Source organism: Micromonospora sp. CMU55-4, from assembly GCF_011602315.1.
Taxonomy (GTDB): domain Bacteria; phylum Actinomycetota; class Actinomycetes; order Mycobacteriales; family Micromonosporaceae; genus Micromonospora; species Micromonospora chalcea.
On sequence record NZ_JAAOLH010000005.1, the window covers coordinates 295,462 to 319,083 of the forward strand.

Consider the following 23,622-nt stretch of genomic DNA (forward strand, 5'->3'; position numbering starts at 1 on the left):
AACGGCGGACGCCGATCGGCTGGTGGCGACACGCGACGGGCCCCGGCCGTGATCACGGCCGGGGCCCGGTACGCGCGTGTGCGGTCAGCCTCCGATGACCACCCGGCGCACGCCGGTCCAGCGCTCCGGGTCGGTGACCCGCCGGCCGTCCACGAGCACCGTCACGCCGGGCAGGTCGGCCGGGGACAGCGTGCGGTACTCCGCGTGGTCGGCCTGGATCACCGCGGCGCCGAGCGGCTCGCCGTCGTAGCCGGGCAGGCCGTGCGCGGCCAGCTCCTCGTTGCTGTACATCGGGTCCGACACGTACGGCACCGCGCCCCGGCGGCGCAGCGCCTCGACGGTCGGGAAGACGCCGGAGAAGGCGGTCTCCTTGACGCCACCCCGGTAGGCGGCGCCGAGCACCAGCACGCCGACCCCGGTCAGGTCGCCGTACGCGGCGGCGAGCAGGTCGACCGCGTACTCCGGCATGGCCGCGTTGGCCTCGCGGGCCGAGCGCACCACGGTGGCGGCCGGGTCGTTCCACAGGTACATCCGCGGGTAGATCGGGATGCAGTGGCCGCCGACCGCGATGCCCGGCGAGTGGATGTGGCTGTACGGCTGCGTGTTGCACGCCTCGATGACCTTGGTGACGTCCACGCCCACGGTGTCGGCGAAGCGGGCGAACTGGTTCGCCAGGCCGATGTTCACGTCCCGGTAGGTCGTCTCGGCGAGCTTGGCCAGCTCGGACGCCTCGGCCGAGCCGAGGTCCCACACGCCGTTGGGGCGGTCCAGGTCGGGCCGCTCGTCGAAGTCGAGCACCGCCTCGTAGAACCGGACGCCGTGCGCGGCCGACGTCTCGTCGATGCCGCCGACCAGCTTCGGGTAGCGGCGCAGGTCGGCGAAGACCCGGCCGGTGAGCACCCGCTCGGGGCTGAACACGAGGTGGAAGTCGGTGCCGGCGGTGAGGCCGGAACCCTCGGCGAGCATCGGCGCCCAGCGGTCGCGGGTGGTGCCGACCGGCAGCGTGGTCTCGTAGCTGACCAGCGTGCCCGGCTTCAGCCCACGGGCGATGGCCCGGGTGGCGTCGTCCATCCAGCCGAAGTCCGGCACGCCCTCGGCGTCCACGAACAGCGGCACGACCACGACGACCGCCTCCGACTCGGCGACCGCGGCGGCGGTGTCGGTGGTGGCCGACAGCAGGCCGGCGGCGACCGTCTCCTTCAGCTTGACGTCCAGGTCGGCCTCGCCCGGGAAGGGCACCGCACCGTCGTTCACCAGCTGGACGACCCGCTCGGAGACGTCGGCGCCGATCACCCGGTGCCCCTTGGACGCGAACTGCACGGCCAGCGGCAGACCGATCTTGCCGAGCGCGACGACGCAGATGTTCATGAACTACTTTCCTCCTCGGGGGAGCCGGCGCCGAAGACGGGCCGCGACCCGGCGAAGCGTCACCGGCCAGACGGTGAACGCCAAGTGACCTTTGTGGTTGTTGTTGATCGTGACCAGATGCAGTCGGGTGCCGTCGCGGTACACCACCCGGTGGATCAGCGGCGGCCGGAACCCCCGCACCGGGACGGCGGCGCTGTCCGCCACCCGGACCCGGACCGCCCGGGTCGTTCCCGCCGGACCGAGGTCGGCGGCCAGATCCGGGAGCCGGAACGTGGCCTCCACAGTCGTGCCCATCGGGTCGGCCGGCAGCAGCCGCACGGCGGCCTCCGCCTCACCCACCCGCACGGACATGTCCCCGCCGACCAGGTCGGCGAGATCCGGCCGGGGACTGCGGGCGAGGATCTGCACCCGCCGGTCACCGTCGGGCCCGGTCACCGAGCGTACCGAAACCGCGGTCAGCGCGGCGAGCCACCGGCTCGCCGCCGGCTCCAACTCGTACCATTCGTCACTCAGGCCACCCGCCTCACCGAAGCCCGGGAACGCGGCGAACCAGCGCTGGTCGCGGACCACCGTCGAGGGCAGGCCGTCGGCGGCGGTCAGCCGGATGATCGCCACCAGGTCCTCCGGCCGGCCGTACGCGGCCGTGCCGACGAGCACGCGGGTGGCCGCGTCGAGCCGGTCGCGGATGCCGTCGGTGAGGTACTCCCGGACCAGCTTGCCGACCCGCGACCGGACCTGCTCCCGGGTCTCGGCGTCGAGCTTGAGGTAGTCGGGGCGGAACAGCTTCGCGATCTCCCAGGCGAAGTGGCGCCGCAGCACCGCGTCGCGCCGCTGCCCCGGCTCCACCATGTCGGCCACGAACCGGACGATGCGCTCCACACACTCCAGCCGGGCGAGATGGTCGCTGCGGTAGGTGATGTTCGTGGAGTTGAGGCGCTTGACCGCGAAGTAGTAGTCGTAGTCGGCGAGCACCGAGATGCGGGCCGCCCGCAGGCACGCCTCCAACGTGAACGGCTGGTCGCTGCCGACCGCCATGTCCTCCGGGAAGCGCAGGTGGTGACGCTCGATCAGGTCCCGCCGGAACAGCTTCGTGTTCGACAGCGAGAACGGCAGCGGCGAGTCGAACAGGTCGATGTCGGACCGGGTCCGGTCGTAGATCTCCTGGTGCACGTAGCGCTTGTTCACGCCGACCATGCGGCCGAGCACCACGTCCGAGCCCCACCGGTCGGCCGCCGACACCAGCCGCTCCAGCGCCTCGCGGCCCAGGTGGTCGTCGGCCCCGATGAAGAACACGTACCGGCCGGTGGCCAGGTCCAGCGCCCGGTTGCTCGGGGCGGCCGGCCCGCCGGAGTTGGGCTGGTGCACCACCGTCAGGACCGAGGGGTACGCCGCCGCGAACCGCTCCAGCTCCGCGCCGCTGCCGTCGGTGGAGCCGTCGTCGACCGCGACGATCTGCAGCCGGTCGTGCCCGATCGTCTGGTTGACGAGCGACTCGAGGCAGGTGGTGAGGTCCGGCATGGTGTTGTACACCGCGACGACGACCGTTACGTCCGGCCGGCTCACCGCCCGGCCGCCGTCCGGGCCGAGTTGTCGATCGTGACGGCGCCCCGTGCCGCGGCTGCCGCCCTCAGGTCCGCCGCAGAGATCGCCCCGTCAGAACCCATGCCCGTCCGTCTCCGTGTCAACCGCTGTCGCACGTGCGACCCGAGCGAGTGTACGACAAGCGCCGCACGGGAGGCCGGTGCCCGGCCGCGCCGGGAAACCGGTGTCGCCGTTGCTACCCTGCACCCGGCTCCGGGCGAGCGCTCCCGCCGGTCGCCGACGCCCCGGACGCCGACGCCGGGGGCGAAGATCACTCGGACAGGACCACGCATGACCGCACCGACGCGCGGCCACCAGCCGCCCGCGGAGACGGTTTCCCAGCACCGGGCCTCCTTCGGGCACCGGCTGGCGACCGCCTTCCGCAACGCCCTGCCCGCGCTCGTCGGCTACGTCGCCGTCCGGGCCGTCGGGCTGGTCACGCTCTGGCTCTGGGCCCGCGCCACCGGGGCCCGGCCGGCCGTGCTGCTCACCGGGTCCGACGGCGTGTGGTACCTGCGGATCGCCCGCGACGGCTACGACGGCTACGCCCGGGTCCAGAGCGACATGGCCTTCTTCCCGCTCTATCCCCGCCTGGTCGGGGCGCTGGAGCCGTTGACCCCGCTCGGCGCGCGCGCCACCGCGCTGGCGGTCGCCGCCATCGCCGCGCTCGCCGCCGCCTGGGGCCTGTTCGCGGTCGGCGAGCGGCTGTACGACCGCCGCGTCGGCATCCTGCTCGCCGTGCTCTGGGGCGTGCTGCCGCACAGCATCGTGCAGAACATGAGCTACAGCGAGGGGATCTTCACCGCGTTCGCCGCCTGGTCCCTGTACGCCCTGCTGCGCCGCTCGTGGCTGCTCGCCGCCGTGCTCAGCCTGTGCGCCGGACTGACCCGGCCGACCGGCTCCGCGTTGCTCGCCGTGGTCTGCCTCGCGGCGCTGATCGCGGCGCTGCGCCGCCGCGACGGCTGGCGCCCGTGGGCCGCGCTGGTGATCGCCCCGGCCGGCTGGGTCGGGTACCTGGCCTGGGTGGGTTGGCAGACCGGGCGGCCGGACGGCTGGTTCCACATCCAGGACGCCGGCTGGGGCACCACCTTCGACTTCGGCGCCGACACGGTCCGGGTGGCGCAGCGCGTGCTGGCGCAGCCCACGGCGCTGACCATGTACGTGGTGACGCTCGTGGTGCTGATCGCGCTGGCGCTGTTCGTGCTCAGCGCCCTCGACCGGCAGCCCTGGCAGCTCCTGCTCTACAGCGGCCTGATCCTGCTCACCACGCTCGGCGCGGCCGGCTACTACCACGCGAAGGCGCGCTTCCTGCTGCCCGCGTTCCCGCTCCTGCTGCCGGTCGCCGTCGCGCTGGCCCGGGCCGGCTGGGCCCGGGCCGTCACCGTGCTGACCCCGCTGCTGATCGTCTCCGCCTACTTCGGCGGCTACGTCCTGATCATCTGGAACCGGTCGCCGTGAGGCGCGCCGCTCAGTTGCTGAACGGCCGCACGTCCCAGAGCCACACGTCGTCGACCTGGCGGCCCGGCCCGTACAGGGCGTCGAGCACCACGCGCAGGTCTTCCTGCCGGCGGTGCTTGGGCAGCGCCACCGCGTCCGCCCGCCAGTAGCGGGCGTCGGCGCGGGCCTGGGCGACCTCGGCCGGCGTCACGTCGGTGCCGCGCTTGCCCTCCGCGACCAGCGTGAGCAGCTTCGCCGTCGGCTGCGGCTCGACGCCCCACCGCCCGGTCGGGTCCTCCTTGGACGTGGGGGCGAGGAAGTAGCCCTGCGGCACCGCGAACTCGGCCAGCGCCGCCGAGCCCCAGTAGACCGAGGTCATGTTCGCCACCGGCACCGGCACCAGGGTGCGGCCGGGGGCCACGTGGTCACGCCAGGTGCCGGCGGTGACGAAGTCCGGCACCGCGGGACGGCCCTGGGCCGGCAGCGGGGTGGGCAGGATCGGCACCAGCGCGGCAGCCACCGCGACGACAGCGATCCGGGCCGGCAGCCGGTCCCCGTCACGCGCGAGACTCGCCACCCGGTCCAGGGCCAGCGCCAGCAGGACACCCACGGCCATGGTGGTGATGAACCCGAAGCGGGCCACCACCACGGCGTCGAAGACCGGAAGGTGCTGCAGCAACGCGAACGGCGCCGGGATCGTGGTCCGCTCGGTGCCCCAGGTCCAGGTGGTGCCCATCGACAGCAGCGCGCACACCACGGCGACCAGGGTCAGCACCCGGACGGTGACCTCCTTGCGCAGCCACCACGCGGCGGCGACCGCCACCACCACCAGCGACCAGCCGAAGAAGCTGACCTGCTCGGTGGTGTTCGGGCCCCACCCGCCGGCGCTGGTCGGGCTGCCGGCGATCGACTCGGTCGCGTAGCGCACGTAGGAGCCGAGCTTCAGGGCGTAGACGTCGGGGCCGCCGGGGTGCCCCATCCGGTGCTGCGGCCCGAAGAACTGCATCCACAGCGGGTACGCGGTGACGACAGCGACCAGCGCGCCGGCCACCCCCAGCCCGCCCAGCAGCCGGGGGGCGCGCCGCAACGCGACCTTCGGCGCCAGCGCGAGATGGGCCAGCGCGGCGAGCAGGCAGCCGAGCGCGAGCAGGAAGAGGATCTCCACGCTGATGAAGAACTGTGCCGCGATCAGCGCGCCGAGCACCAGCCCGTCCCGCAGCACCCGGCCGCCCCGGGCCAGCGCCAGCACCCGCCAGCCGATCAGCGGCACCAGCCACTGCGCGGTCATGTGCGGGTGCCCGTTGCTGTGCGACACCAACGCCGGCGCGAACGCGCAGAACAGGCCGCCGACGAACGCGGCGGCACGGGACCGCACCACGTGCCGGGACAGCACGTGGTACCAGGCGTAGCCGGTGCCGACCAGGTTGAGCGTCATCAGCAGCACGTACGCCGTCGGGGCGCCGAACAGCAGCGTCACCGGCGACAGCAGGATCCCGGGCAGCTGCATGCCGACGTTGGTCATCAGGTTCACGCCGTCGGGGGCGTTCTGCGCGGTGGTGAAGAACGGGTTCTCCAGGTGCCGGACCGCGTGCGCCGCGTACGCCAGCATCCACTCGTTGAATCCCTGGTCGTCCGGTCGGCTGCCGAGCAGGCGTCCGTCCGGGTTGCGCCACCCGCGGGCGGTCACCAGGAGCGCCCAGGCCAGGTAGACCGCCGCGACGACGCCGTCCCACCGGCTCCACCGCCGGACCGGCCGGTCGGCGGACCCGTCGCCGGCCTCGGCGCGGCCGCCGTCGTCCGTCGCGGTCTCCGCCGGCTCCGGGGCCCGGCGGACCTCCGTGTCGCCGGGCGAGCTGTCGCCGGGACCGGCCGCAGCGGGGTCGGTGGGACGGGTGTCCGGAACGGTCATGAGGCAGGAGTTTACGGCTGCGCGGCGTCGTCGCCCGGCACCCCCCGGGCCGCCCGCCCGGCGCGTCTCCACGGCCTGGTCAGCGCCGCGTCGAGCGCCGCCACGGCCAGCACCACCAGGCTGATCCGCAGGTAGATCGCCTCCTGGATGCCGAACCGGCTGTACTCCCCGGCGGACAGCATGAGGCTGGCGAGCACACTGACCAGGCTCACCACCACACCGAGCACGCCGGCCAGGACGAGCCACGGCCGCCGGCGGACCGCGCCGGTGAGCACGCACGCCAGCACCATCGCCACGACGGCGCCGGCGAGCAGCGGCAGCACCAGGCCACGGCGCGGGTACCAGACCTTCTCGACCGCTTCCGGCAGCATCGACACCGGGCGGCCGTACGTGTGCAACTCGGTGCTGCCCAGCGCCATCGGCAGGATCCGGCCGACCATGATCTCGCGGTAGTGATCCGGCTCGGCCACCGCGTACCGGAAGCCGATGGCCATCTCGTGCTCCTCGGCCCACCGCTGCAGCTCCGGGCAGTTCGCGTACGCCTCGGAGAACTTGCGGACGTTCCACCGCCGGACCAGGCTCGGGTCCTCGATCGCCACGCACCGCGGCATGCCGAGCTCACGGTGGTAGACCTGGCGCATCTCCGGGTCGCGCTGCACCTCGACCATCAGCCGGTAGAGGAACGTCTCGTCGGTCTGCGAGCGGCCCGAGGCGCTCCACTTGGCGAACGTCTCGTCGGTGGGGCCGAGCAGCGCCGCGTTCCAGCCCAGCCCGGCGCCGATCGCGACCACCGCCACCACCGCCGCCCAGCGGTGCGGGCGGCTGCGCCACGCCAGCACCGCCAGCACCGCCGGCACCAACGCGATGAACAGCAGCATGTCCTGCCGGACGAACATCCACCACACGGTGACCACTACCGTCGCGGCGAGCAGCGGCCACGACCGCCGGCGCACCCAGAGCACCAGCAGGCCGAACGCGAGCAGGCCGAGGCTGATGGAGAGCGACTCGGCGGTCAGCGTGTGGTCCCACACGTAGACCGCCCGGGTCAGCGCCAGCACGAACAGCGCGACCCCGGCGCAGACCCGGGCGGTCGTGCCGCGCAGCAGCGTCCACAGCGCCAGCACGAGCACCACCCACGCGGCGGTGCTGATCAGGGCCTGCGCCCACGCGCGGGCGGGATCGCTGCCGGCGAGCGTGTAGAGCAGCGGGGTGCCCCACAGGCGCGGCGCGTGCCCGGTGAAGGAGAGCGTCGCGGTCGGGTTCGGCCCGTCGAGCAGCCCGGCGTACGACCGGGTGTCGAAGGTGCGGAACGCCTCGGCCCGCGCGGCGATGCTCAGCCGGGCGGCGACGAACGCGACGACCAGGCCCGCGAGCACGAGCTGCGCGGGGCGCGGCCGGGAACGCGACCGCCGGGCAGCGGACGGCTCAGCCGGCTCCTGCGGGCGCTCTTGAACGACCGACGACTCGACCATGACGGGATTTCCTCGCGCTCGTGCCGGCCTTGTCGGCGTCCAGAAGCGGAATGCCCCGATGTTAGCCTGGATCGCCCGCGTGGGGGTTCCCCTCACCGGCCGGCTCAGCCGGTTCCGCGGGGCGCCCACGGACGCCGCCCCGGTCGGACGGACAGTCAATCGGAGGGATCACCCACATGAAGGTCGTCAGCATCGTTGGCGCCCGGCCCCAGCTGGTCAAACTCGCACCGATCGCCGCGGCGTTCGCCGCCACGGAGCACGAGCACGTCATCGTGCACACCGGGCAGCACTACGACGCCGACCTCTCCGACGTCTTCTTCTCCGGGCTCGGCATTCCCGACCCGGACGTGCACCTGGGTATCGGCTCCGGCAGCCACGGCGTGCAGACCGGCAAGACGCTGGCCGCCCTGGACCCGGTGCTCGCGGCCGAACGACCCGACTGGGTGCTGGTGTACGGCGACACCAACTCCACGCTGGCCGGCGCGCTGTCCGCGGTGAAGATGCACCTGCCGGTGGCCCACCTGGAGGCGGGGCTGCGTTCGTTCAACCGCCGGATGCCGGAGGAGCACAACCGCGTCCTCACCGACCACTGCGCCGACCTGCTGCTGGCGCCCACCGAGGAGGCGGTGCGCCACCTGTCCGCCGAGGGCCTGGCCGCCCGTTCCGTGCTGGTCGGCGACGTGATGGTCGACGTGTGCCTGCGGGTGCGTGACGCCGTGCTGGCCGGTGACCAGCCCCGCCCCGAGCTGCCGGCGGGCATCGACCCGGACGCGCCGTACCTGCTGGCCACGCTGCACCGGGCGGAGAACACCGACGACCCGGCGCGGCTGGCCTCGCTGGTGGGCGCGCTCGCCGAGCTGCCGGTGCCGGTCGCCCTGCTGGCGCACCCGCGCCTGCTGGCCCGGGCCGAGGAGCACGGCATCAAGCTGGGTGGCGGCGCGCTGCACGTGGGCCGGCCCCTGCCGTACGGCGGCATGGTGGCCGCGGTGCTCGGCTCCGTCGGTGTGGTGACCGACTCGGGCGGCCTGCAGAAGGAGGCGTACCTGCTGGACCGGCCCTGCACCACGCTGCGCCCGGAGACGGAGTGGGTGGAGACCCTCGCGGACGACTGGAACCGGCTGGTTCCGGACCCGTCCGCGCTGGGCGCCGACGGCTGGGTGCGGACCGCCACCCGGCCCCAGCCGGCCGCCGCGCGCGGCAACCCGTACGGTGACGGCCGCGCGGCCGAGAACGTGGTCCGGGTGCTCGCCGAGCACGCCCGCTGAAGTCGGACCGGCCCGCCGGGCGCCGTCGCGATCGACGGTGCCGGCGGGCCGCTTCACGTGGTGCGGCAGGCGGCGTCAGGCCGCCGCGGTGAGCTGCGCCAACGGGGGCGGGTCGAGCGAGGTGGTGGCGACCACGTTCGGGAAGCGGCGGGCCAGCCGCCAGCCGAGCGTGATGGACAGCGCGTCGGAGGCCACGATCAGGTCGACCGGGTCGCGCTCCAGGTCCAGTTCGGACAGCCGCTTGTCGGCCAGCCGGGACAGCACCAGCGGGCGCACGTTCGAGTACGCCTTCATGAACACTCGCTTGTGGAACGCCCGGCTCAGGCGCTCCTGCCGCCGGCTGAGCCCGCTCGCCGTGCCGCCGCCGGCCAGCCGGCTCAGCCCGCGGGCCACTCGCCGGGGCCCGCTGGTGACCACGATCCGTTCGGTACGCAGCAGCGGATGCCGCTTCTCGGCGGCGCCGAGGGTGAACAGCCGCACGTTGGGCCGGCCGGCCAGGTCCGCCCAGTTGGTGTCGCTGAGGACCACCACGTCCAGCCGGGCGCCCTCGTCGAGGAGCCGCTCGGCCAGCGCCACGACCTTCTCGTGCGGTTTGTGGTTGAACGCCAGCAGCAGCGCCCGCGGCGTGCGGGACGCGCCCGCGGTGGGCGGCTGGTTGCCGGCTGCGTCGTCGAACGTCACGATGCGATCCTTCCCGCCTCGATCTTGCGCCGCACCATCGAGCGCAGCCTGGCTTCCAGCGGCGCCGTGACCGCCTGCCGGGTGAACGTGTCGGCGTGCGCGCGCGCCTCGGCACGCTGCTTCGCCGACATGTCCCGGGCCGCCTTGCCGGCGGCGATCATCGACTCGGCGATGTCGTGCACGTCGAGGCTCTCCGGGTTGAACCAGAGGGGATAGCCGGCCAGCACGTCCTGCGCGGCGATGCCGGGCGCGTGCACCGAGACGATCGGGCTGCCGCTCGCCATGTACTCGAAGATCTTCCCGGAGGTGACGTACCGCGCGCCGCCGGCCAGGAAGACCAGCACGTCGCTGTCCTGGTAGACCTTGCCGACCTCGGTCTTGGAGACCGGGCCCCGGTAGTGGATGCCGTACTCGGGCAGCGCGTGCCCCTGCTCGCCCTCGACCAGGCCGAGCCGCGCGATGAGGTCGGTCTTGCCCTGCTTGAAGTAGCCGAGGTGACCGTGGATGTTCAGCTCCGCGTCGGCCAGGTCGGGATGCCGCCGGGCGATCTGGAACGCCTCGGCCATCTGCTCCACCGGCTGGGTGCTGTTCATGGTGCCGAGGAAGGAGAAGCGCAGCGGGCGGTCGCGGTCCGACTCGGACGGCGGCGTGGGCGCGTCGAGCTGGGTCAGCAGATCCGGGTCCCAGCCGTTGGGGACCACCATCATCCGGTCCGCGGCGTTCGGGTAGCGGTCGGCGTACCAGGCCAGCAGCGGCTGGTTGACGAAGATCGAGGCGGAGGCGTCGCGCAGGATCCGGCGCTCCCAGCGCCAGGCGGGGTGGCCCGGCTCGTACCCCGGCTCCTCGGTGAACATGTTGAGCGTCCAGGCGTCGCGGTAGTCGACGGCGAACGGCACGCCGGTGGCCTTGTGGATCATCCAGGCGGCGGCGAACGAGGCGAACGGGTTGCCGGTGGCGAGCACCACGTCGAAGCGCCGCCGGGCGTGCATCCGCAGCGCCTTGCGCACCGACGCCAGCGCCCAGGACAGGTAGTGCTCGGGGAAGAACTTCTTCAACCCGAAGTTGTAGAGGTTGCGGGCCAGGATCGGCGACATGCCCCGGAACCGGCCGTAGGCGTGCAGGTCACGTTCCCAGGCGAAGTGGCTGATGTTGGGCCGCTCCACCTGGACCGACGGGTGCACGGTCTCGGCCAGCTGCTCGTCGACCGAGCCGATCACGCGGTGCAGGAACGACAGCGGCGACGCGAAGGCGGTCACGTCCCAGCCGTGCTCGGCCAGGTAGTTCGCGGTGGCCCGGGCCCGGTACACGCCGCTGGCCCGCGACGGCGGAAAGTAGAAGGACAGGTACAGGATGCGCGGTCGGCGCGTCGGGCGCGTCATGGATTGTCCCCCTGGGCGGAATCCGGGTCGGGTCGGTTCTGGCCATCGGTCGCCACTCCAGAGTAGTCGTAACTGAAGCAGACTCTCGGGCTCGCGTGACCGCGTCGGCGCTCCAGCAGGCGCACCGCGTACGGCATCGCCACCGGATCGGTGACGACGAGCACATCCACCGTGGGACGCGCGCAGGCCCGGGCGAGAAGCCGGTCACGCTGGTCGCCGCGCATCCGCACGAACGCCCGGTGCGCCGGGTCGGCGAGGCGCCGCTGGAACGCGCGCTCGGCCCGCTTCGACACCTTCCGCAGCGGACCGCGGCCGATGGTCCGCAGCAGTTTGCGGGGCGCCTTGTACAGCGCCGCCTGTTCGACCCGGTCGGCCGGCAGCCGACGTTGCAGGGCGGCCAGGTCGATCACCCGCACGCCGGTGGCGAACGTCTCACGACTCCAGGGGCCCATCTTGTCGACCACCACGGTGGCGGCGCCCCCGTCGGCGATCACCTGGCGGGACTCCTCCACGACCGCGCGCCGCCGGACCGACCCGACGGACAGGAAAAGGACGTGCATCTCACTCCATCAGCTGCGGCGCCCGGCGTCAGACCGCCGGGTCGGCCTCGTCGGAGAACCACAGGCGGCGGTGCGTCTCGGCGACGGCGGCGTAGCCGTACCGGTCGGCGAGCGCCTTACGGGCGTGGGCCGGTTCGAGGTCGTCGGGGAACCGGGACCGCAGCCGCCGGTATCCGGAGACGATCGTCTCCGGGTCGTCTGTCACGTCGATCATCTGACCGGCGGCGTCCTCGATGCCGGCCAGCGTCCGCTCCGGACCGCCGCAGCGGGTGACCAGGACGGGCAGCCCGGCCGCGATCGCCTCGATGACCGCCACCCCGAACGTCTCGCGGCGGCTCGGGTGCACCAGCAGGTCGTGCTCCCGCATCAGCTCCAGCGCCCGCTCGGGCGGGACCGCCCCGGTGAACGTGACCGCGTCGGCCACCCCGAGCTCGGCCGCCCGGGCGGTCAGGCTCGCCAGCAGCGCGCCCTCCCCCACCAGCGTCAGCGTCAGTGCCGGGTCGTCCTGCCGGCACCGCGCGAACGCCTCCAGCAGCAGCGGTACGCCTTTGAGCTCGGAGAGCGCGCCGACGAACAGCCACCGGCGCAGCGCGGTGATCGGCGTCGGGCGGGGCCGGTCGAAGGAGATCGGGTTGGCGATCGCGCCGATCCGGTCCGCGTGGTGCGGGAACGCCTCGACCAGCGGGGCCCGGACGCCCTCACCCACGGCGAGGAAACCGGCGCACCGGTCGAGCACCTCGTCGTACATCTCCCGGCCGCGGGCGGTCTCGAGCACCTTGTCCAGGAAGCTGGCGTGCTCGGTCACGTAGACCCGGGTGTCCGGGCCGGCGTTGCGGATCGCCGCCCAGCCGCTGGGCAGCCCGACGTGGGCGTGCACGACCGGTGCGGTGAGCGGACGGCCGCCGAGGGCCGCGCGCAGCGCCTCGTCGTGCCGGTCGGCGATCTCCGCGTGCCCCAGCCCGCGGGGCACCGGCACCGGGACGTAGACCAGGTCGGCGCCGCCGACGGTCGGGGTGCGGTGCCGGGCGTGGCCGAGCAGGACGCGGTGGGCGTCCTTGACCCGGCGCTCAGCCGCCGGATCGAGGGCGGCCACCCAGGCGTCGCAGTGATAGACGGTCATCCGGTCGGAAACCGGTGCGGTCGCGTCGACCATCGCCTGGACGAACGAGCCGCGGAAGGGCAGTTCGCGGGTCGGGAACCAGGGCGTGAGGACGACGACGTCCCGTGCTGAAGTTGCCGGCACCCGAACCTTCCTCGCCGCAAGTAGGGACCGCGCCACGTTAACATGCACGAACCGCGCTCGCCGACCACGCGGGTCGGCGTTGCGGCGCCAGCCTCCGCGATCGGAAGGACCCAGCCCAGATGGGCAGCAAGCTCGCAGCCGGCGTGCTCCGTCGCGTCACCGCTCCCCGGGTGGTGCGTCACCGCGCGGCGGCCCGTCTGATCCACGGCCTGGCGGCCGCGCCGCTGCTGCCGGCCGGCGCGCGGTCGTCGCTGGCCCGCCGCCTGCGCGCCGGCATGGTCCGGGCCGGCTGGCCGGCGGCGGAGTCCCGGGCCGCGCTGGTCGCGGTGGCCGGTGGCGTGGGCCCGGCCGCCCGTGCCGACCTGCTCGCGCAGGAGGCCGCCGACGAGATCGCCGAGGGACGCACCCCGGCCCACCTGACTGCCGCCGTCGAGGCCGACCTGGCCGAGGCGGACCGGGCGTACGCCCGGGGTGACGGCGAGGCGGCGGCCCGGCGGCTGCACCGGGTGCTGCACACCCAGTTCCACCGGGTGATCCACTTCGACCAGCTCGACTCGCCGCTGGCGGACGATCCGGCGGCGTTCCTCGCGCCGCTGCACGGCAGCGCCGTGGGTCGGGCGCTGCTGACGCCGCGCGGCCGCCGGCAGCCGGCCGCGCCGCCGCCGACGGACCGGCCGCAACGGGTGCTGCTGCTGCTCAACGGAAGCGCGCACTTCGTGCAGGCGATCCGGGAGCGGTACGCCGCCCACCCCGATGTGGAGCTGCGTTACGTGCGGCTGGACGACGACCCGGTGGCCGGGCCGCTGATCCGGCAGTCCAGGCGCATGACCGCCGAGGCGCTGCTGCGCGACACCGAGTACGGCAGGCAGGTCGAGGCCTGGCTGCGCCCGCACCTGGACTGGGCCGACACGGTGTTCGTCGACTGGGCCGTGGCGACCGCTGTGATGGTCGGCCTGGTCGACCCCGGCGACACCCGGGTGGTGGTCCGGCTGCACAGCTACGAGGCGTTCGGCAGGTGGCCGAACCTGATCGACTTCAGCCGGGTGGACGACGTCGTCTTCGTCTCCGAGCACCTGCGTGACTTCACGCTCCGGGTGGCGCCCGGGCTCACCGGCGCGCACGCGCCGCGTACCCACGTGTTGTGCAACGCGATGGACCTGGCGCCGTTCGCGCGGCCGAAGGACTCCGCGGCCCGGTTCACGCTCGGCCTGGTGGGCACCAGCGCGGTCGCCAAGGACCCGCGGTGGGCGGTCGAGGTGCTGCGGCTGCTGCGCGCCGCCGACGAGCGGTACCGCCTGCTGCTGGTCGGCGGGAGCATCGACACCGGGATGAGCCGGGCGGCGCGCGACTACGCGGCGGCGCTGGAGACGGAGCTGGCCGAGCTGGCGCCCTCCGGCGCGGTGACCCGGCTCGGCCACACCGACGACGTGCCGGGTGTGCTGACCGGCATCGGCGTGGTGCTCAGCAGCTCGGTGCGGGAGAGCTTCCACTGTGCCGTGGTGGAGGGCGCCGCGAGCGGCGCGGTGCCGGTGGTGCGGGACTGGCCGTTCTTCGCCGATGGGGAACACGGCGCGCGTACCGTCTTCCCGGCCGACTGGGTGGTCGCGACGCCGGCCGAGGCCGCCGCCCGCGTCCGTGCGGTCACCGCGGACGAGCAGGTCTGGCGGGCCGCCGGGGAGGCCGCGGCCAAGCATGCCTCGGCCACCTGGGACTGGTCGGTGAACGCGGCGTCCTTCGACCGTCTGCTGGGGATCGACTGACCGGGCCGGCCGGGCGTCGGTGACGCCCGGCCGGGCCGGTGTCAGGCCGGGGTCGGCTGCAGGCCGCGCCCGTCCCGGTCGGCGGCGGCCGGGCCCACGGCCACGGTACGGCCGTCGGACGCGGACTCCAACAGGGCGGCGGCGACCTGGACGGTACGCAGGCCCTGCCGCAGGGTGACGATGTCGCTCTGCTTGCCCTCCACCGCGTCGCGGAACCGCTCGTGCTCGACCAGCAGCGGCTCCCGCTTCGGGATGGCGTAACGGACCATGTCGCCCTCGGCCACGCCGCGGAACGCGCGCAGCGCCTCCCACTCGGTGTCGATGGCGGCGTTGGCGTAGAAGGTGAGGTCGGCGGTGAGCGTGTCGGCCACGAAGCAGCCCTTGTCGCCGGTGACGACGGTGGACCGCTCCTTGAGCGGGCTCAGCCAGTTGACCAGGTGGTTGACCATGGTGCCGTCGGCGAGCTGGCCGACGACGGCGACCATGTCCTCGTGCAGCCGGCCGCTGCGCGAGACCGTGCGGGCGGAGACCGAGGTGTACTCCTGGCCGGTCACCCACGCGGTGAGGTCGATGTCGTGGGTGGCCAGGTCCATCACCACGCCGACGTCGGCGATCCGGTGCGGGAACGGGCCCTGGCGCCGGGTGACGACCTGGAACACCTCGCCCAGCTCACCGGCCTCCAGGCGGGTGCGCAGGCTCTGCAGCGCCGGGTTGTAGCGCTCGATGTGGCCGACGCCGGCGACCAGGCCGGCGGCCTCGAACGCCTCGACCAGCCGGGTCGCCGCGTCGACGGACTGCGCGAGGGGCTTCTCGATCAGCGCGCAGACGCCGTTGGCGGCCAGCTCCATGCCGATCGGCTCGTGCAGCGCCGTCGGGCAGGCCACCACCGCGTAGTCGACGCCGAGGGCGAGCAGGTCGCTCAGCTCGGGTACGACGGGCGCGCGCAGCGTCCCGGTCACGTCGCCGGCCGGGTCGACCACGCCGACCAGCTCGACGCCGTCGAGGTTGGACAGCACCCGGGCGTGGTTGCGCCCCATGGCGCCGAGGCCGATCAGACCGGCGCGCAGCTTGCGACCTTCACTCACTGAGCTGTCCTTCGTTCGCGACTGCGGGGCTCGCAAACCCGACTCACTCCTCGCGCTCACCGGGCACCACCGGCCAGGTTCGCGCCCTCGGCGATCCGCTCCAGGTCGGCCTGGCTCAGCGACGGGTGCACCGGCAGCGAGACGACCTCGGCGGCGGCCCGCTCGGTCTCCGGCAGGTCCCACGCGCCCGGCTTGCCGTCCACGAGGTACGGCTTGAGCCGGTGGATCGGGGTCGGGTAGTAGACCGCGTTGCCGATGCCCAGCTCGGTGAGGCGGGCCTGGGCGGCGTCCCGGTTGCCGGTGACGCGCACGGTGTACTGGTGGTAGACGTGCCGGGCGCCGTCGGCGACCGGCGGGGTGACCATGCCGGTGATCGCCGAGTCGAGGAACTTGGCGTTGGCGCGGCGCTGCTCGGTCCACTCGCCGAGCTGGGTGAGCTGCACCCGGCCGATGGCGGCGGCCACGTCCGTCATCCGCATGTTGGCGCCGACGATCTCGTTGGCGTACCGCTGCTCCATGCCCTGGTTGCGCAGCAGCCGCAGGGTACGGGCCAGCTCGGCGTCGGCGGTGCTGATCATGCCGCCCTCCAGGGCGTGCATGTTCTTCGTCGGGTAGAAGCTGAAGCAGCCGGCGGTGCCGAAGGCGCCGACCGGGGTGCCGTTCAGCTCGGCGCCGTGCGCCTGCGCGGCGTCCTCGACCACAGCGAGGCCGTGCTGCTGCGCGATCGTCATGATCCGGTCCATCGCGGCCGGGTGGCCGTAGAGGTGTACCGGCATGATCGCGACGGTCTTCGGCGTGACGGCGGCGGCGACCGCCTCCGGGTCGACGCAGAAGCTGCCCGGCTCGATGTCCACGAAGACCGGCTCGGCGCCGACCAGCCGCACCGCGTTGGCGCTCGCGGCGAAGGAGAACGAGGGCACGATGATCTCGTCGCCCGGGCCGAAGCCGAGCGCCATCAGCGTCAGCTGCAGCGCGGAGGTGCCGGAGTTGACGGCGACGCAGTGCCGGCCGCCGACCAGGTCGCCGAACTCCTCCTCGAACGCCGCGACCTCGGGGCCCTGCACGACCCGGCCGCTCCGCAGCACCCGGACGGCCGCCTCGATCTCGGCCTCGCCGATGATCGGCCGTGCGGGGGGAATGAACTCTGGATGCGGCCCGGCCATGGGGCTTCCTCCTGTCGACACGTGGTTCATGGGAGACATTTCGGGGGATGCTACCGCTCTGTCAGGAAAACAATCGGGTCGCGCTGATTGTCCGACTGAATGTGACGTTCTGTTCATGATCGACGACGGCCCTCCGGGGGCGACCCGGGTCAGACTTCCACCTCGTCGCGCACAGGCCCCACGCATGCTACCCGCAGGGCGGCGACGATCGCGGCCGCCATCCGGGGCACCTCGGCGGGCTCCAGCGGGGCCCGGGAGATCGCCATCCGCCAGTACACCGGCCCCACGATGAGATCGACGGCGGCGCGCCGGTCGGTGTCCGGGGACAGCTCGCCGCGCTCGACCGCCCGGCCGATCAGGATCCGCCCCACCGCCTGCTGGTAGTCGTCCAGGGCGGCCTGCAGCTTCTCCGCGATCTGCGGGTTGCGGGCCGCCTCGGCCAGCAGGTCCGGGATGATCTGCGCGGCCAGCCGGTGACGCAGCGCACGCGCCATCACGTGCAGCAGGATCTCCAGGTCACCGAGCAGGCTGCCGGTGTCCAGCAGCGGGATGTTGCGGCCCGCCACGGCGGAGACCATGTCCAGCACCAGGTCGAGCTTGGACCGCCAGCGGCGGTAGATGGCGGTCTTGCTCACACCGGCCCGGCGGGCCACCGCCTCGATGGAGAGGCGACCGTAGCCGACCTCGGCCAACTCCTGCATCACGGCGGTACGGATGGCGCTGGTGATCTCCCCGCGCAGCACCGCCGCGCCGGCCGGGGCACGCCTCTTCTCGGTCGTCACGTGGAACAATGTAGCGCAACGACGGTACGGTTGCGTCCCGACGTTCGGTGGACTACCTTCCATGCAGCAGCGAGGCGGCTCCTCCCCGCCGGGCCACGCTGGATCTGTTCACCGCACTGCTCCCCATCAGCACGAAAGATCGGAGCGCCTGATCATGGCCAACACCGCGGTGGCCGACCCCGAATCCGGACTGAGCCGGGCCGAACTGGCCCGGCGGTACGGGTTGCGGGTCGCCGGGGAACGACCACCACTGGGCGAGTACACCCGCCGGTTGTGGGCGTACCGGCACTTCATGACCGCGTACTCGCGGGCGAAGGTCGCGTCCTCGCTGAGCAACACCCAGCTCGGGCAGCTCTGGCAGGTGCTGACACCGCTCACCAACGCGGCGGTCTACTTCCTGATCTTCGGCGTGATCCTGTCGCAGAACCGGAACGTGTCGAACTTCATCGCGTACCTGTGCACCGGCGTGTTCATCTTCATGTTCACCCAGACCGCGGTATCGAACGGCACCAGCGCGATCACCGGCAACCTGGGCCTGATCCGGGCGCTCCAGTTCCCCCGGGCCGCGCTGCCGATCACGGTCACGCTGGTGCAGCTCCAGCAGCTGCTCATGTCGATGGTGGTGCTGGGCGCGATCGTGCTGTTCACCGGCGAGCCGGTGACCTGGCGCTGGCTGCTGCTCGCCCCGACGCTGCTGCTCCAGACCGTCTTCAACATCGGCCTCACCATGATCATGGCCCGGATCGGCTCCAAGATCACCGACCTCAAGCAGATCATGCCGTTCGTGATGCGCACCTGGCTGTACGCCTCCGGCGTGCTCTACCCGGTGGCGCTGTTCCGCGAGCACCTGCCGCACTGGGCCGCGAGCCTCCTGGAGTGGAACCCGCCGCTGGTCTTCATCGAGCTGGCCCGCTACTCGCTGCTCGACTCCCACCAGGCCCACCTGGTCAGCTCGCCGCCGAAGCTCTGGGCCCTCGGCCTGTTCTGGGCGGTCGTCATGGGCATCGGCGGGTTCGTCTACTTCTGGCGCGGAGAGAAGGAGTACGGCCGTGGCTGAGCAGACCCTGCCGCTGAACGCCGGTCCCGTGATCGACTCGGGTCGCGTGCCCACAGTCGTGGTGGACGACGTGCACGTGATCTACCGGATCCACAAGGGCGCGAGCGGCGGCACCACACCGGTCTCCGCGCTCAAGCGGATCGTCTCGCGCACCAAGGCGCCGAACATCCGCGAGGTGCACGCGGTCAAGGGCGTGAGCTTCACCGCGTACCAGGGTGAGGCGATCGGCCTGATCGGCAGCAACGGCTCCGGCAAGTCGACGCTGCTGCGGGCCATCGCCGGGCTGCTCCCGCCGGCCCGCGGCGCGGTCTACACCCAGGGCCAGCCGTCCCTGCTGGGCGTCAACGCCGCGCTGCTCAACGACCTGTCCGGCGAGCGCAACGTGGTGCTCGGCTGCCTCGCCATGGGCATGCAACCGGACCAGGTCAAGAAGATCGCCCCGGAGATCATCGAGTTCTCCGGCATCAACGAGCGCGGCGACTTCGCCTCGCTGCCGATGCGCACGTACTCCTCCGGCATGGGCGCCCGGCTGCGCTTCGCCATCTCGTCGGCGAAGAAGCACGACGTGCTGCTCATCGACGAGGCGCTGGCCACCGGTGACCGCAAGTTCCGGGTCCGCAGCGAACAGCGGGTCCGCGAGCTGCGCGACAGCGCCGGCACCGTGTTCCTGGTCAGCCACTCCATCGGCTCGATCCGGGACACCTGCGAGCGGACCATCTGGCTGGAGGGCGGCGTCCTGAGGATGGACGGCCCCACCAAGGAGGTCTGCGACGCGTACGAGGGCCAGAAGTAGCCCGCCGGAGCGCACCGGTCCCGGGATCGCCCGGATCGGTGCGCTCCGCCGTCCGCGTTAAGGTTTTCGGATCCATCCCCTTTCACCCAGAGTGAGGTACGGCAATGACGCAGGACCACACCACCGCACCGGACGCCGCGCCGGCGAGCCCGGCACCCTGGCGACCCGCGCGTACGGTGGCCGTGATCCTCGCCGGGGGGACCGGCACGCGCCTCGGGCTGGGCATCCCGAAGCAGCTCCTCAAGATCGCCGGTAAGCCGATCATCGAGCACACCCTGGCCGTCTTCGAGGCCGCGCCGGAGATCGACGAGATCATCGTGCTGATGGCCACCGGTCACGTCGACGACGCGCGGCGCATCGTCGCCGACGCCGGCTTCCGCAAGGTCACCAAGGTGATCGAGGGCGGCGAGACCCGCAACGACACCACCCGGATCGCGCTCGACGCGGTCGGCGACGGCGACGTCAACATCCTCTTCCACGACGCGGTACGCCCGCTGGTCAGCGCCCGGATCGTGCGCGAGTGCGTGAACGCGCTCTGGACGTACTCGGCCGTCGACGTGGCCATCCCGTCCGCCGACACGATCATCCAGGTCGACGCGGACGACTGCATCACCGACATCCCGGTCCGCTCCCGGCTGCGCCGCGGCCAGACCCCGCAGGCGTTCCGCTCCGGCACCATCCGCGAGGCGTACCGCCGTGCCGAGGGCGACCCCGACTTCGCCGCCACCGACGACTGCGGCGTGGTGCTGCGCTACCTGCCCGGCACGCCGATCAAGGTGATCGACGGCTCGGACGAGAACATCAAGGTCACCCACCCGGTCGACGTGCACCTGGCCGACAAGCTGTTCCAGCTCGCCGCCGCCCAGGCGCCCCGGCTGACCCACCGCGGCTACGCCGAGGAGCTGACCGGCCGGACCATCGTGGTCTTCGGCGGCAGCTACGGCATCGGCCACGACCTCGCCGAGCTGGCCCGCGGCTACGGCGCGCAGGTCTTCCCGTTCAGCCGCTCCACCACCGGCACCCACGTCGAGCGCGCCGAGGACGTCACCGCCGCGCTGAAGACCGCGTTCGAGGCCACCGGCCGGATCGACCACGTGGTGGTCACCGCCGGCATCCTGGAGAAGGGCGCGCTCGCCGAGATGGACTCCGAGACGATGGACCGTCTCCTGCACGTCAACTTCGTCGGCCCGGTCACCATCGCGCGCCAGTCGCTGCCGTACCTGCAGCAGACCAAGGGCCAGCTGCTGCTCTACACGTCCAGCTCGTACACCCGGGGCCGGGCCCGCTACGCGCTCTACTCGGCCACCAAGGCCGCGCTGGTCAACCTCACCCAGGCGCTCGCCGACGAGTGGGCCGAGTTCGGCGTACGGGTCAACTGCGTCAACCCGGAGCGCACCGCCACCCCGATGCGGACGCGGGCGTTCGGCGAGGAGCCGGAGCACACGCTGCTCTCCTCCGAGGCGGTCGCGCAGGCGTCCCTGGACGTGCTGATCTCCGAACTGACCGGCCAGGTGGTCGACGTGCGCCGGTCCCCCGGCGAGCAGGTCGCCGCCGTACCGGCGCAGCCCGGCGCCGACCGGTCCGAGCTGTCCACCGGCGCCTGAGACCGACGGGACGTGCCAGATGCGTGGTGACCTGGTCCGTAAGTTGCTCGCCCGAGTACTGACCACCGGGCTGGCGGTGCTGGCCTTCCTCGTCGTGGCGCTCACCGGCGCCACCGGCTGGGGCCTGGCCCTGGCCGTCGCGGCGCTCGCCGCCACCGCCTGGGAACGCCGGGTCCGGCCGTCCGCCGACGGTCTCGCCGAGACGGTGCTCGTCGCCGCCGGCATCCTCGTCGGCTACGCCCGGCGCCTCGACGACGGCTTCGACCCGGCCCTCGCGGCCACCGCGCTGGTCCTGCTCGGCCTGGTGCTGCTGGTCGGCCCGCTGCGGCAGGCCGGCGCGCTGGAGATCCGGGCGGCGAACCTTCCGGTACGCACGTGGACGCCGCTGGTAGCCGCCCGGCTCGGTGACGCGCTGCTGGTGCTGCTCGCCGTGGTGGCGTTCGCCGCCGCGCTGGCCCTGCCCGCCTTTACGGCGCTCGCCGCCGCGCTGCTCGTCGGCGCCGGCTGCGGGGCGGTCGCGCTCGACCTCGCCCGGCGCCGGTTCCGGCCGCCCGCCGGCGGGGGCCCGGTCGGCCGCGCGCTGCGCCGCCACCAGCCCGAGTTCGTGCTGCACTTCTCCGCGCCGCCCGGCTCCGAGTACCAGGTCACCATGTGGCTGCCGTACCTGGAACGGATCGGCCGCCCGTTCATGGTGGTGCTGCGCGAGCCGGAGCTCCTGCCGGCCGTCGCCGCCGCCACCCGCGCCCCGGTGGTCCTCTGCCCCACCCTGAAGGCGCTCGACGAGGCGCTGGTGCCCAGCCTGCGCGTCGCCTTCTACGTCAACCACGGCGCGAAGAACGCCCACCTGATCCGGTTCAACCAGCTCACCCACGTGCAGCTGCACCACGGCGACAGCGACAAGGCCCCGAGCGCCAACCCGGTCTCGGCCATCTTCGACAAGATCTTCGTGGCCGGGCAGGCCGCGATCGACAGGTACGCCCGCGCCGGCGTGGAGATCCCCGCCGACAAGTTCGTCGTGGTCGGCCGGCCCCAGGTCGAAGCCATCGAGGTACGCCGGGAGCCGGTCGCCGCGTCGGCGCACCCGACGGTCCTCTACACCCCGACGTGGACCGGGCACCACGCCGACGCCAACTACTGCTCGCTGCCGGTGGCCGAGACGCTGATCCGCCGGCTGATCGACCGCGGGGCGGCGGTGATCCTGCGCGCCCACCCGTACACCGACAAGAACCCGGCCTCGGCCCGCCAGCTCGCCCGGCTCACCGAGCTGCTCGCCGCCGACCGGGCCAAGACCGGCCGCCCGCACCTGTTCGGCGCCGCCGCGGCCCGCGAGCTGACGCTCACCGAGTGCGTCAACCGCGCCGACGCGCTGGTCTCCGACGTCTCCGGCGTCATCTCCGACTGGCTCTACTCCGGCAAGCCGTACGCGGTCACCGACACCGGCGCCGACGGCGAACACTTCGTCGAGCGGTTCCCGCTCGCGGCGTCCGGCTACGTGCTGCGGCGCGACATGTCCAACGTGGACCAGGTGATCACCGACCTGCTCGACGCCGACCCGAAGGCCGCGCAGCGCTGGGCGGCGCGCACCCGCTACCTGGGCGACTTCCCCGCCGACGCCTACGCCGAGGCGTTCCTCGCCGCCGCCCGCCGCGAGCTGGAGGCCGACTGGGCGGTCCCGGCGCAGCGCGCCGTCGTGTAGGCCCCGCTCTACAGGTACGCGTCGAGCAGGGCGAGCACGGCGGCCGGGTCCTCGACGTGCGCGTTGTGGCCCAGGCCGGGCAGGGTGGCCACCGGCACGCCCAGCTCCTTGAGCTGCGCGTCGCTCACCATCGGGTCCTGCTCGCCGCGGGCCAGCAGCACCGGCACGCCGGTCGCGGCCAGCAGGGCGGGCAGCCGAGGCTCGCCGACCGCGAACGCGGCCGGGTCCATCGCCAGCCGCCAGCGGCCGTCGACCCGCCGCAGCCCCGCCTCCACCACCGGGTGGTCCGGGGCGAACAGCCCGGCCAGCCCCGAGACGCGCAGGTAGCGGCGGGCCGCCTCGTCCCGGGTGGCGAACCAGGTGACCGGCCGGGCGGCCAGTTCGCTCGCCTTCGCCAGCTCGGCCGGGGACCAGACCGCCTTGATGCCGAGCCCCACCACCGCGTCCACCGGAAGAGCCCGCTGCCGGGCCGCGAGCGCCAGCGCCACCACCCCGCCGAGCGAGTGCCCGAGCAGCACCAGCCGGTCGTGCGGGCCCAGCCGGAGCGGACCGAGCCCGTCCGCGACGCGCTGGGCCAGGGCGTCGAACGAGTAGCCGTCGAGCGGCGGCGACCAGCCGTGGCCGGCCAGGTCGGGGGCGAGCCAGCGCCCGGGCCAGCGGCGCTCCAGCAGCGGCGCCCAGGGCAGCCACACCTCGCCGGTGGCGCCCATGCCGTGCAGGAGAATCAGGTGCCGGTTCCCCGTCGCATCGCCCATTGGCGCAGTCTGCCACCGCCCGCCCCGGACAC

19 protein-coding genes are annotated in these 23,622 nt (G+C 73.2%); 7 read left to right on the forward strand and 12 right to left on the reverse strand.

Annotation, left to right across the window (positions count from 1 at the left end; all coding sequences use genetic code 11):
* Positions 1-84: 84 nt before the first annotated feature.
* Together HA073_RS12240 and HA073_RS12245 are read right to left on the reverse strand one after the other, a co-directional pair.
* Positions 85-1,368: a nucleotide sugar dehydrogenase gene (locus HA073_RS12240; protein WP_166456404.1), complete on the reverse strand. Its 1,284-nt coding sequence runs from the start codon at positions 1,366-1,368 to the stop codon at positions 85-87.
* A gap of 3 nt (positions 1,369-1,371) precedes the next feature.
* Positions 1,372-2,931 carry a glycosyltransferase gene (locus HA073_RS12245; protein ID WP_043325108.1) on the reverse strand — a complete coding sequence of 520 codons (1,560 nt, stop codon included), beginning with the start codon at positions 2,929-2,931 and terminating at the stop codon, positions 1,372-1,374.
* Positions 2,932-3,240: 309 nt separating this feature from the next.
* Between HA073_RS12245 and HA073_RS12250 the strand changes: the two genes are divergently transcribed.
* On the forward strand, positions 3,241-4,407 hold the full coding sequence (locus HA073_RS12250) for a hypothetical protein (protein WP_240925690.1): 1,167 nt from the start codon (positions 3,241-3,243) through the stop codon (positions 4,405-4,407).
* 10 nt (positions 4,408-4,417) lie between these two features.
* On the opposite strand, the gene HA073_RS12255 is transcribed toward HA073_RS12250, so the two are convergent.
* Positions 4,418-6,295: a hypothetical protein gene (locus HA073_RS12255; RefSeq protein ID WP_166456405.1), complete on the reverse strand. Its 1,878-nt coding sequence runs from the start codon at positions 6,293-6,295 to the stop codon at positions 4,418-4,420.
* 11 nt (positions 6,296-6,306) lie between these two features.
* Positions 6,307-7,767 carry a hypothetical protein gene (locus tag HA073_RS12260; protein WP_166456406.1) on the reverse strand — a complete coding sequence of 487 codons (1,461 nt, stop codon included), beginning with the start codon at positions 7,765-7,767 and terminating at the stop codon, positions 6,307-6,309.
* A gap of 176 nt (positions 7,768-7,943) precedes the next feature.
* On the opposite strand from HA073_RS12260, the gene wecB reads away from it, so the two are divergent.
* On the forward strand, positions 7,944-9,032 hold the full coding sequence (gene wecB / locus HA073_RS12265) for a non-hydrolyzing UDP-N-acetylglucosamine 2-epimerase (RefSeq protein ID WP_166456407.1): 1,089 nt from the start codon (positions 7,944-7,946) through the stop codon (positions 9,030-9,032).
* A gap of 75 nt (positions 9,033-9,107) precedes the next feature.
* On the opposite strand, the gene HA073_RS12270 is transcribed toward wecB, so the two are convergent.
* Genes HA073_RS12270 through HA073_RS12285 form a run of 4 tightly spaced genes read right to left on the reverse strand, consistent with a single transcriptional unit; the run spans position 9,108 to position 12,895 of the window.
* Positions 9,108-9,713 (reverse strand): hypothetical protein, encoded by a 606-nt coding sequence (locus HA073_RS12270; protein ID WP_064447476.1) that lies wholly within the window; start codon positions 9,711-9,713, stop codon positions 9,108-9,110.
* On the reverse strand, positions 9,710-11,092 hold the full coding sequence (locus HA073_RS12275; RefSeq protein WP_030499733.1) for a glycosyltransferase: 1,383 nt from the start codon (positions 11,090-11,092) through the stop codon (positions 9,710-9,712). The genes HA073_RS12270 and HA073_RS12275 overlap by 4 nt, the downstream gene beginning before the upstream one ends.
* Positions 11,089-11,652, reverse strand: a complete 564-nt coding sequence (locus HA073_RS12280) for a hypothetical protein (protein ID WP_051611092.1) — start codon at positions 11,650-11,652, stop codon at positions 11,089-11,091. The genes HA073_RS12275 and HA073_RS12280 overlap by 4 nt, the downstream gene beginning before the upstream one ends.
* 28 nt (positions 11,653-11,680) lie before the next feature.
* Positions 11,681-12,895: a glycosyltransferase gene (locus HA073_RS12285; protein ID WP_309228010.1), complete on the reverse strand. Its 1,215-nt coding sequence runs from the start codon at positions 12,893-12,895 to the stop codon at positions 11,681-11,683.
* 119 nt (positions 12,896-13,014) lie between these two features.
* Here HA073_RS12285 and HA073_RS12290 point away from each other — a divergent pair, with 119 nt between their 5' ends.
* Positions 13,015-14,655: a glycosyltransferase gene (locus tag HA073_RS12290; protein WP_069089957.1), complete on the forward strand. Its 1,641-nt coding sequence runs from the start codon at positions 13,015-13,017 to the stop codon at positions 14,653-14,655.
* 41 nt (positions 14,656-14,696) lie between these two features.
* Here the strand turns inward: HA073_RS12290 and HA073_RS12295 are convergent, their stop codons facing one another.
* The 3 genes from HA073_RS12295 to HA073_RS12305 form a co-directional block, all read right to left on the reverse strand.
* Positions 14,697-15,740: a Gfo/Idh/MocA family protein gene (locus HA073_RS12295; protein WP_043325113.1), complete on the reverse strand. Its 1,044-nt coding sequence runs from the start codon at positions 15,738-15,740 to the stop codon at positions 14,697-14,699.
* A 56-nt stretch (positions 15,741-15,796) separates the two neighbouring features.
* Entirely contained in the window at positions 15,797-16,903 is a 1,107-nt protein-coding gene (locus HA073_RS12300) for a DegT/DnrJ/EryC1/StrS aminotransferase family protein (RefSeq protein WP_043325114.1), read from the reverse strand.
* A 149-nt stretch (positions 16,904-17,052) separates the two neighbouring features.
* Complete coding sequence (locus HA073_RS12305; protein ID WP_043325115.1) at positions 17,053-17,685, reverse strand: TetR/AcrR family transcriptional regulator; 633 nt, start codon at positions 17,683-17,685, stop codon at positions 17,053-17,055.
* 154 nt (positions 17,686-17,839) lie between these two features.
* Between HA073_RS12305 and HA073_RS12310 the strand changes: the two genes are divergently transcribed.
* The 4 genes from HA073_RS12310 (at position 17,840) to HA073_RS12325 (ending at position 22,835) form a co-directional block, all read left to right on the forward strand.
* The gene (locus HA073_RS12310) at positions 17,840-18,742 is read left to right on the forward strand and encodes an ABC transporter permease (protein ID WP_166456408.1); all 903 of its coding nucleotides are present in this window, start codon (positions 17,840-17,842) and stop codon (positions 18,740-18,742) included.
* Positions 18,735-19,535: an ABC transporter ATP-binding protein gene (locus HA073_RS12315; RefSeq protein ID WP_030499725.1), complete on the forward strand. Its 801-nt coding sequence runs from the start codon at positions 18,735-18,737 to the stop codon at positions 19,533-19,535. The genes HA073_RS12310 and HA073_RS12315 overlap by 8 nt, the downstream gene beginning before the upstream one ends.
* A 104-nt stretch (positions 19,536-19,639) precedes the next feature.
* Positions 19,640-21,139 carry a bifunctional cytidylyltransferase/SDR family oxidoreductase gene (locus tag HA073_RS12320; protein ID WP_113973216.1) on the forward strand — a complete coding sequence of 500 codons (1,500 nt, stop codon included), beginning with the start codon at positions 19,640-19,642 and terminating at the stop codon, positions 21,137-21,139.
* A gap of 19 nt (positions 21,140-21,158) precedes the next feature.
* Positions 21,159-22,835 (forward strand): CDP-glycerol glycerophosphotransferase family protein, encoded by a 1,677-nt coding sequence (locus HA073_RS12325; protein ID WP_166456409.1) that lies wholly within the window; start codon positions 21,159-21,161, stop codon positions 22,833-22,835.
* An 8-nt stretch (positions 22,836-22,843) separates the two neighbouring features.
* On the opposite strand, the gene HA073_RS12330 is transcribed toward HA073_RS12325, so the two are convergent.
* Positions 22,844-23,590, reverse strand: coding sequence for an alpha/beta fold hydrolase (locus tag HA073_RS12330; protein WP_166456410.1), 747 nt, complete (start codon positions 23,588-23,590; stop codon positions 22,844-22,846).
* Positions 23,591-23,622 lie beyond the last annotated feature (32 nt).

Excerpts from the sequence above, each read along its gene's own strand:
- HA073_RS12240 (WP_166456404.1), bottom strand. The coding sequence starts at position 1,368 with ATGAACATCTGCGTCGTCGCGCTCGGCAAGATCGGTCTGCCGCTGGCC.
- HA073_RS12250 (WP_240925690.1), top strand. The coding sequence starts at position 3,241 with ATGACCGCACCGACGCGCGGCCACCAGCCGCCCGCGGAGACGGTTTCC.
- HA073_RS12255 (WP_166456405.1), bottom strand. The coding sequence starts at position 6,295 with ATGACCGTTCCGGACACCCGTCCCACCGACCCCGCTGCGGCCGGTCCC.
- HA073_RS12260 (WP_166456406.1), bottom strand. The coding sequence starts at position 7,767 with ATGGTCGAGTCGTCGGTCGTTCAAGAGCGCCCGCAGGAGCCGGCTGAG.
- wecB (WP_166456407.1), top strand. The coding sequence starts at position 7,944 with ATGAAGGTCGTCAGCATCGTTGGCGCCCGGCCCCAGCTGGTCAAACTC.
- HA073_RS12275 (WP_030499733.1), bottom strand. The coding sequence starts at position 11,092 with ATGACGCGCCCGACGCGCCGACCGCGCATCCTGTACCTGTCCTTCTAC.
- HA073_RS12280 (WP_051611092.1), bottom strand. The coding sequence starts at position 11,652 with ATGCACGTCCTTTTCCTGTCCGTCGGGTCGGTCCGGCGGCGCGCGGTC.
- HA073_RS12290 (WP_069089957.1), top strand. The coding sequence starts at position 13,015 with ATGGGCAGCAAGCTCGCAGCCGGCGTGCTCCGTCGCGTCACCGCTCCC.
- HA073_RS12300 (WP_043325114.1), bottom strand. The coding sequence starts at position 16,903 with ATGGCCGGGCCGCATCCAGAGTTCATTCCCCCCGCACGGCCGATCATC.
- HA073_RS12310 (WP_166456408.1), top strand. The coding sequence starts at position 17,840 with ATGGCCAACACCGCGGTGGCCGACCCCGAATCCGGACTGAGCCGGGCC.
- HA073_RS12320 (WP_113973216.1), top strand. The coding sequence starts at position 19,640 with ATGACGCAGGACCACACCACCGCACCGGACGCCGCGCCGGCGAGCCCG.
- HA073_RS12325 (WP_166456409.1), top strand. The coding sequence starts at position 21,159 with ATGCGTGGTGACCTGGTCCGTAAGTTGCTCGCCCGAGTACTGACCACC.
- HA073_RS12330 (WP_166456410.1), bottom strand. The coding sequence starts at position 23,590 with ATGGGCGATGCGACGGGGAACCGGCACCTGATTCTCCTGCACGGCATG.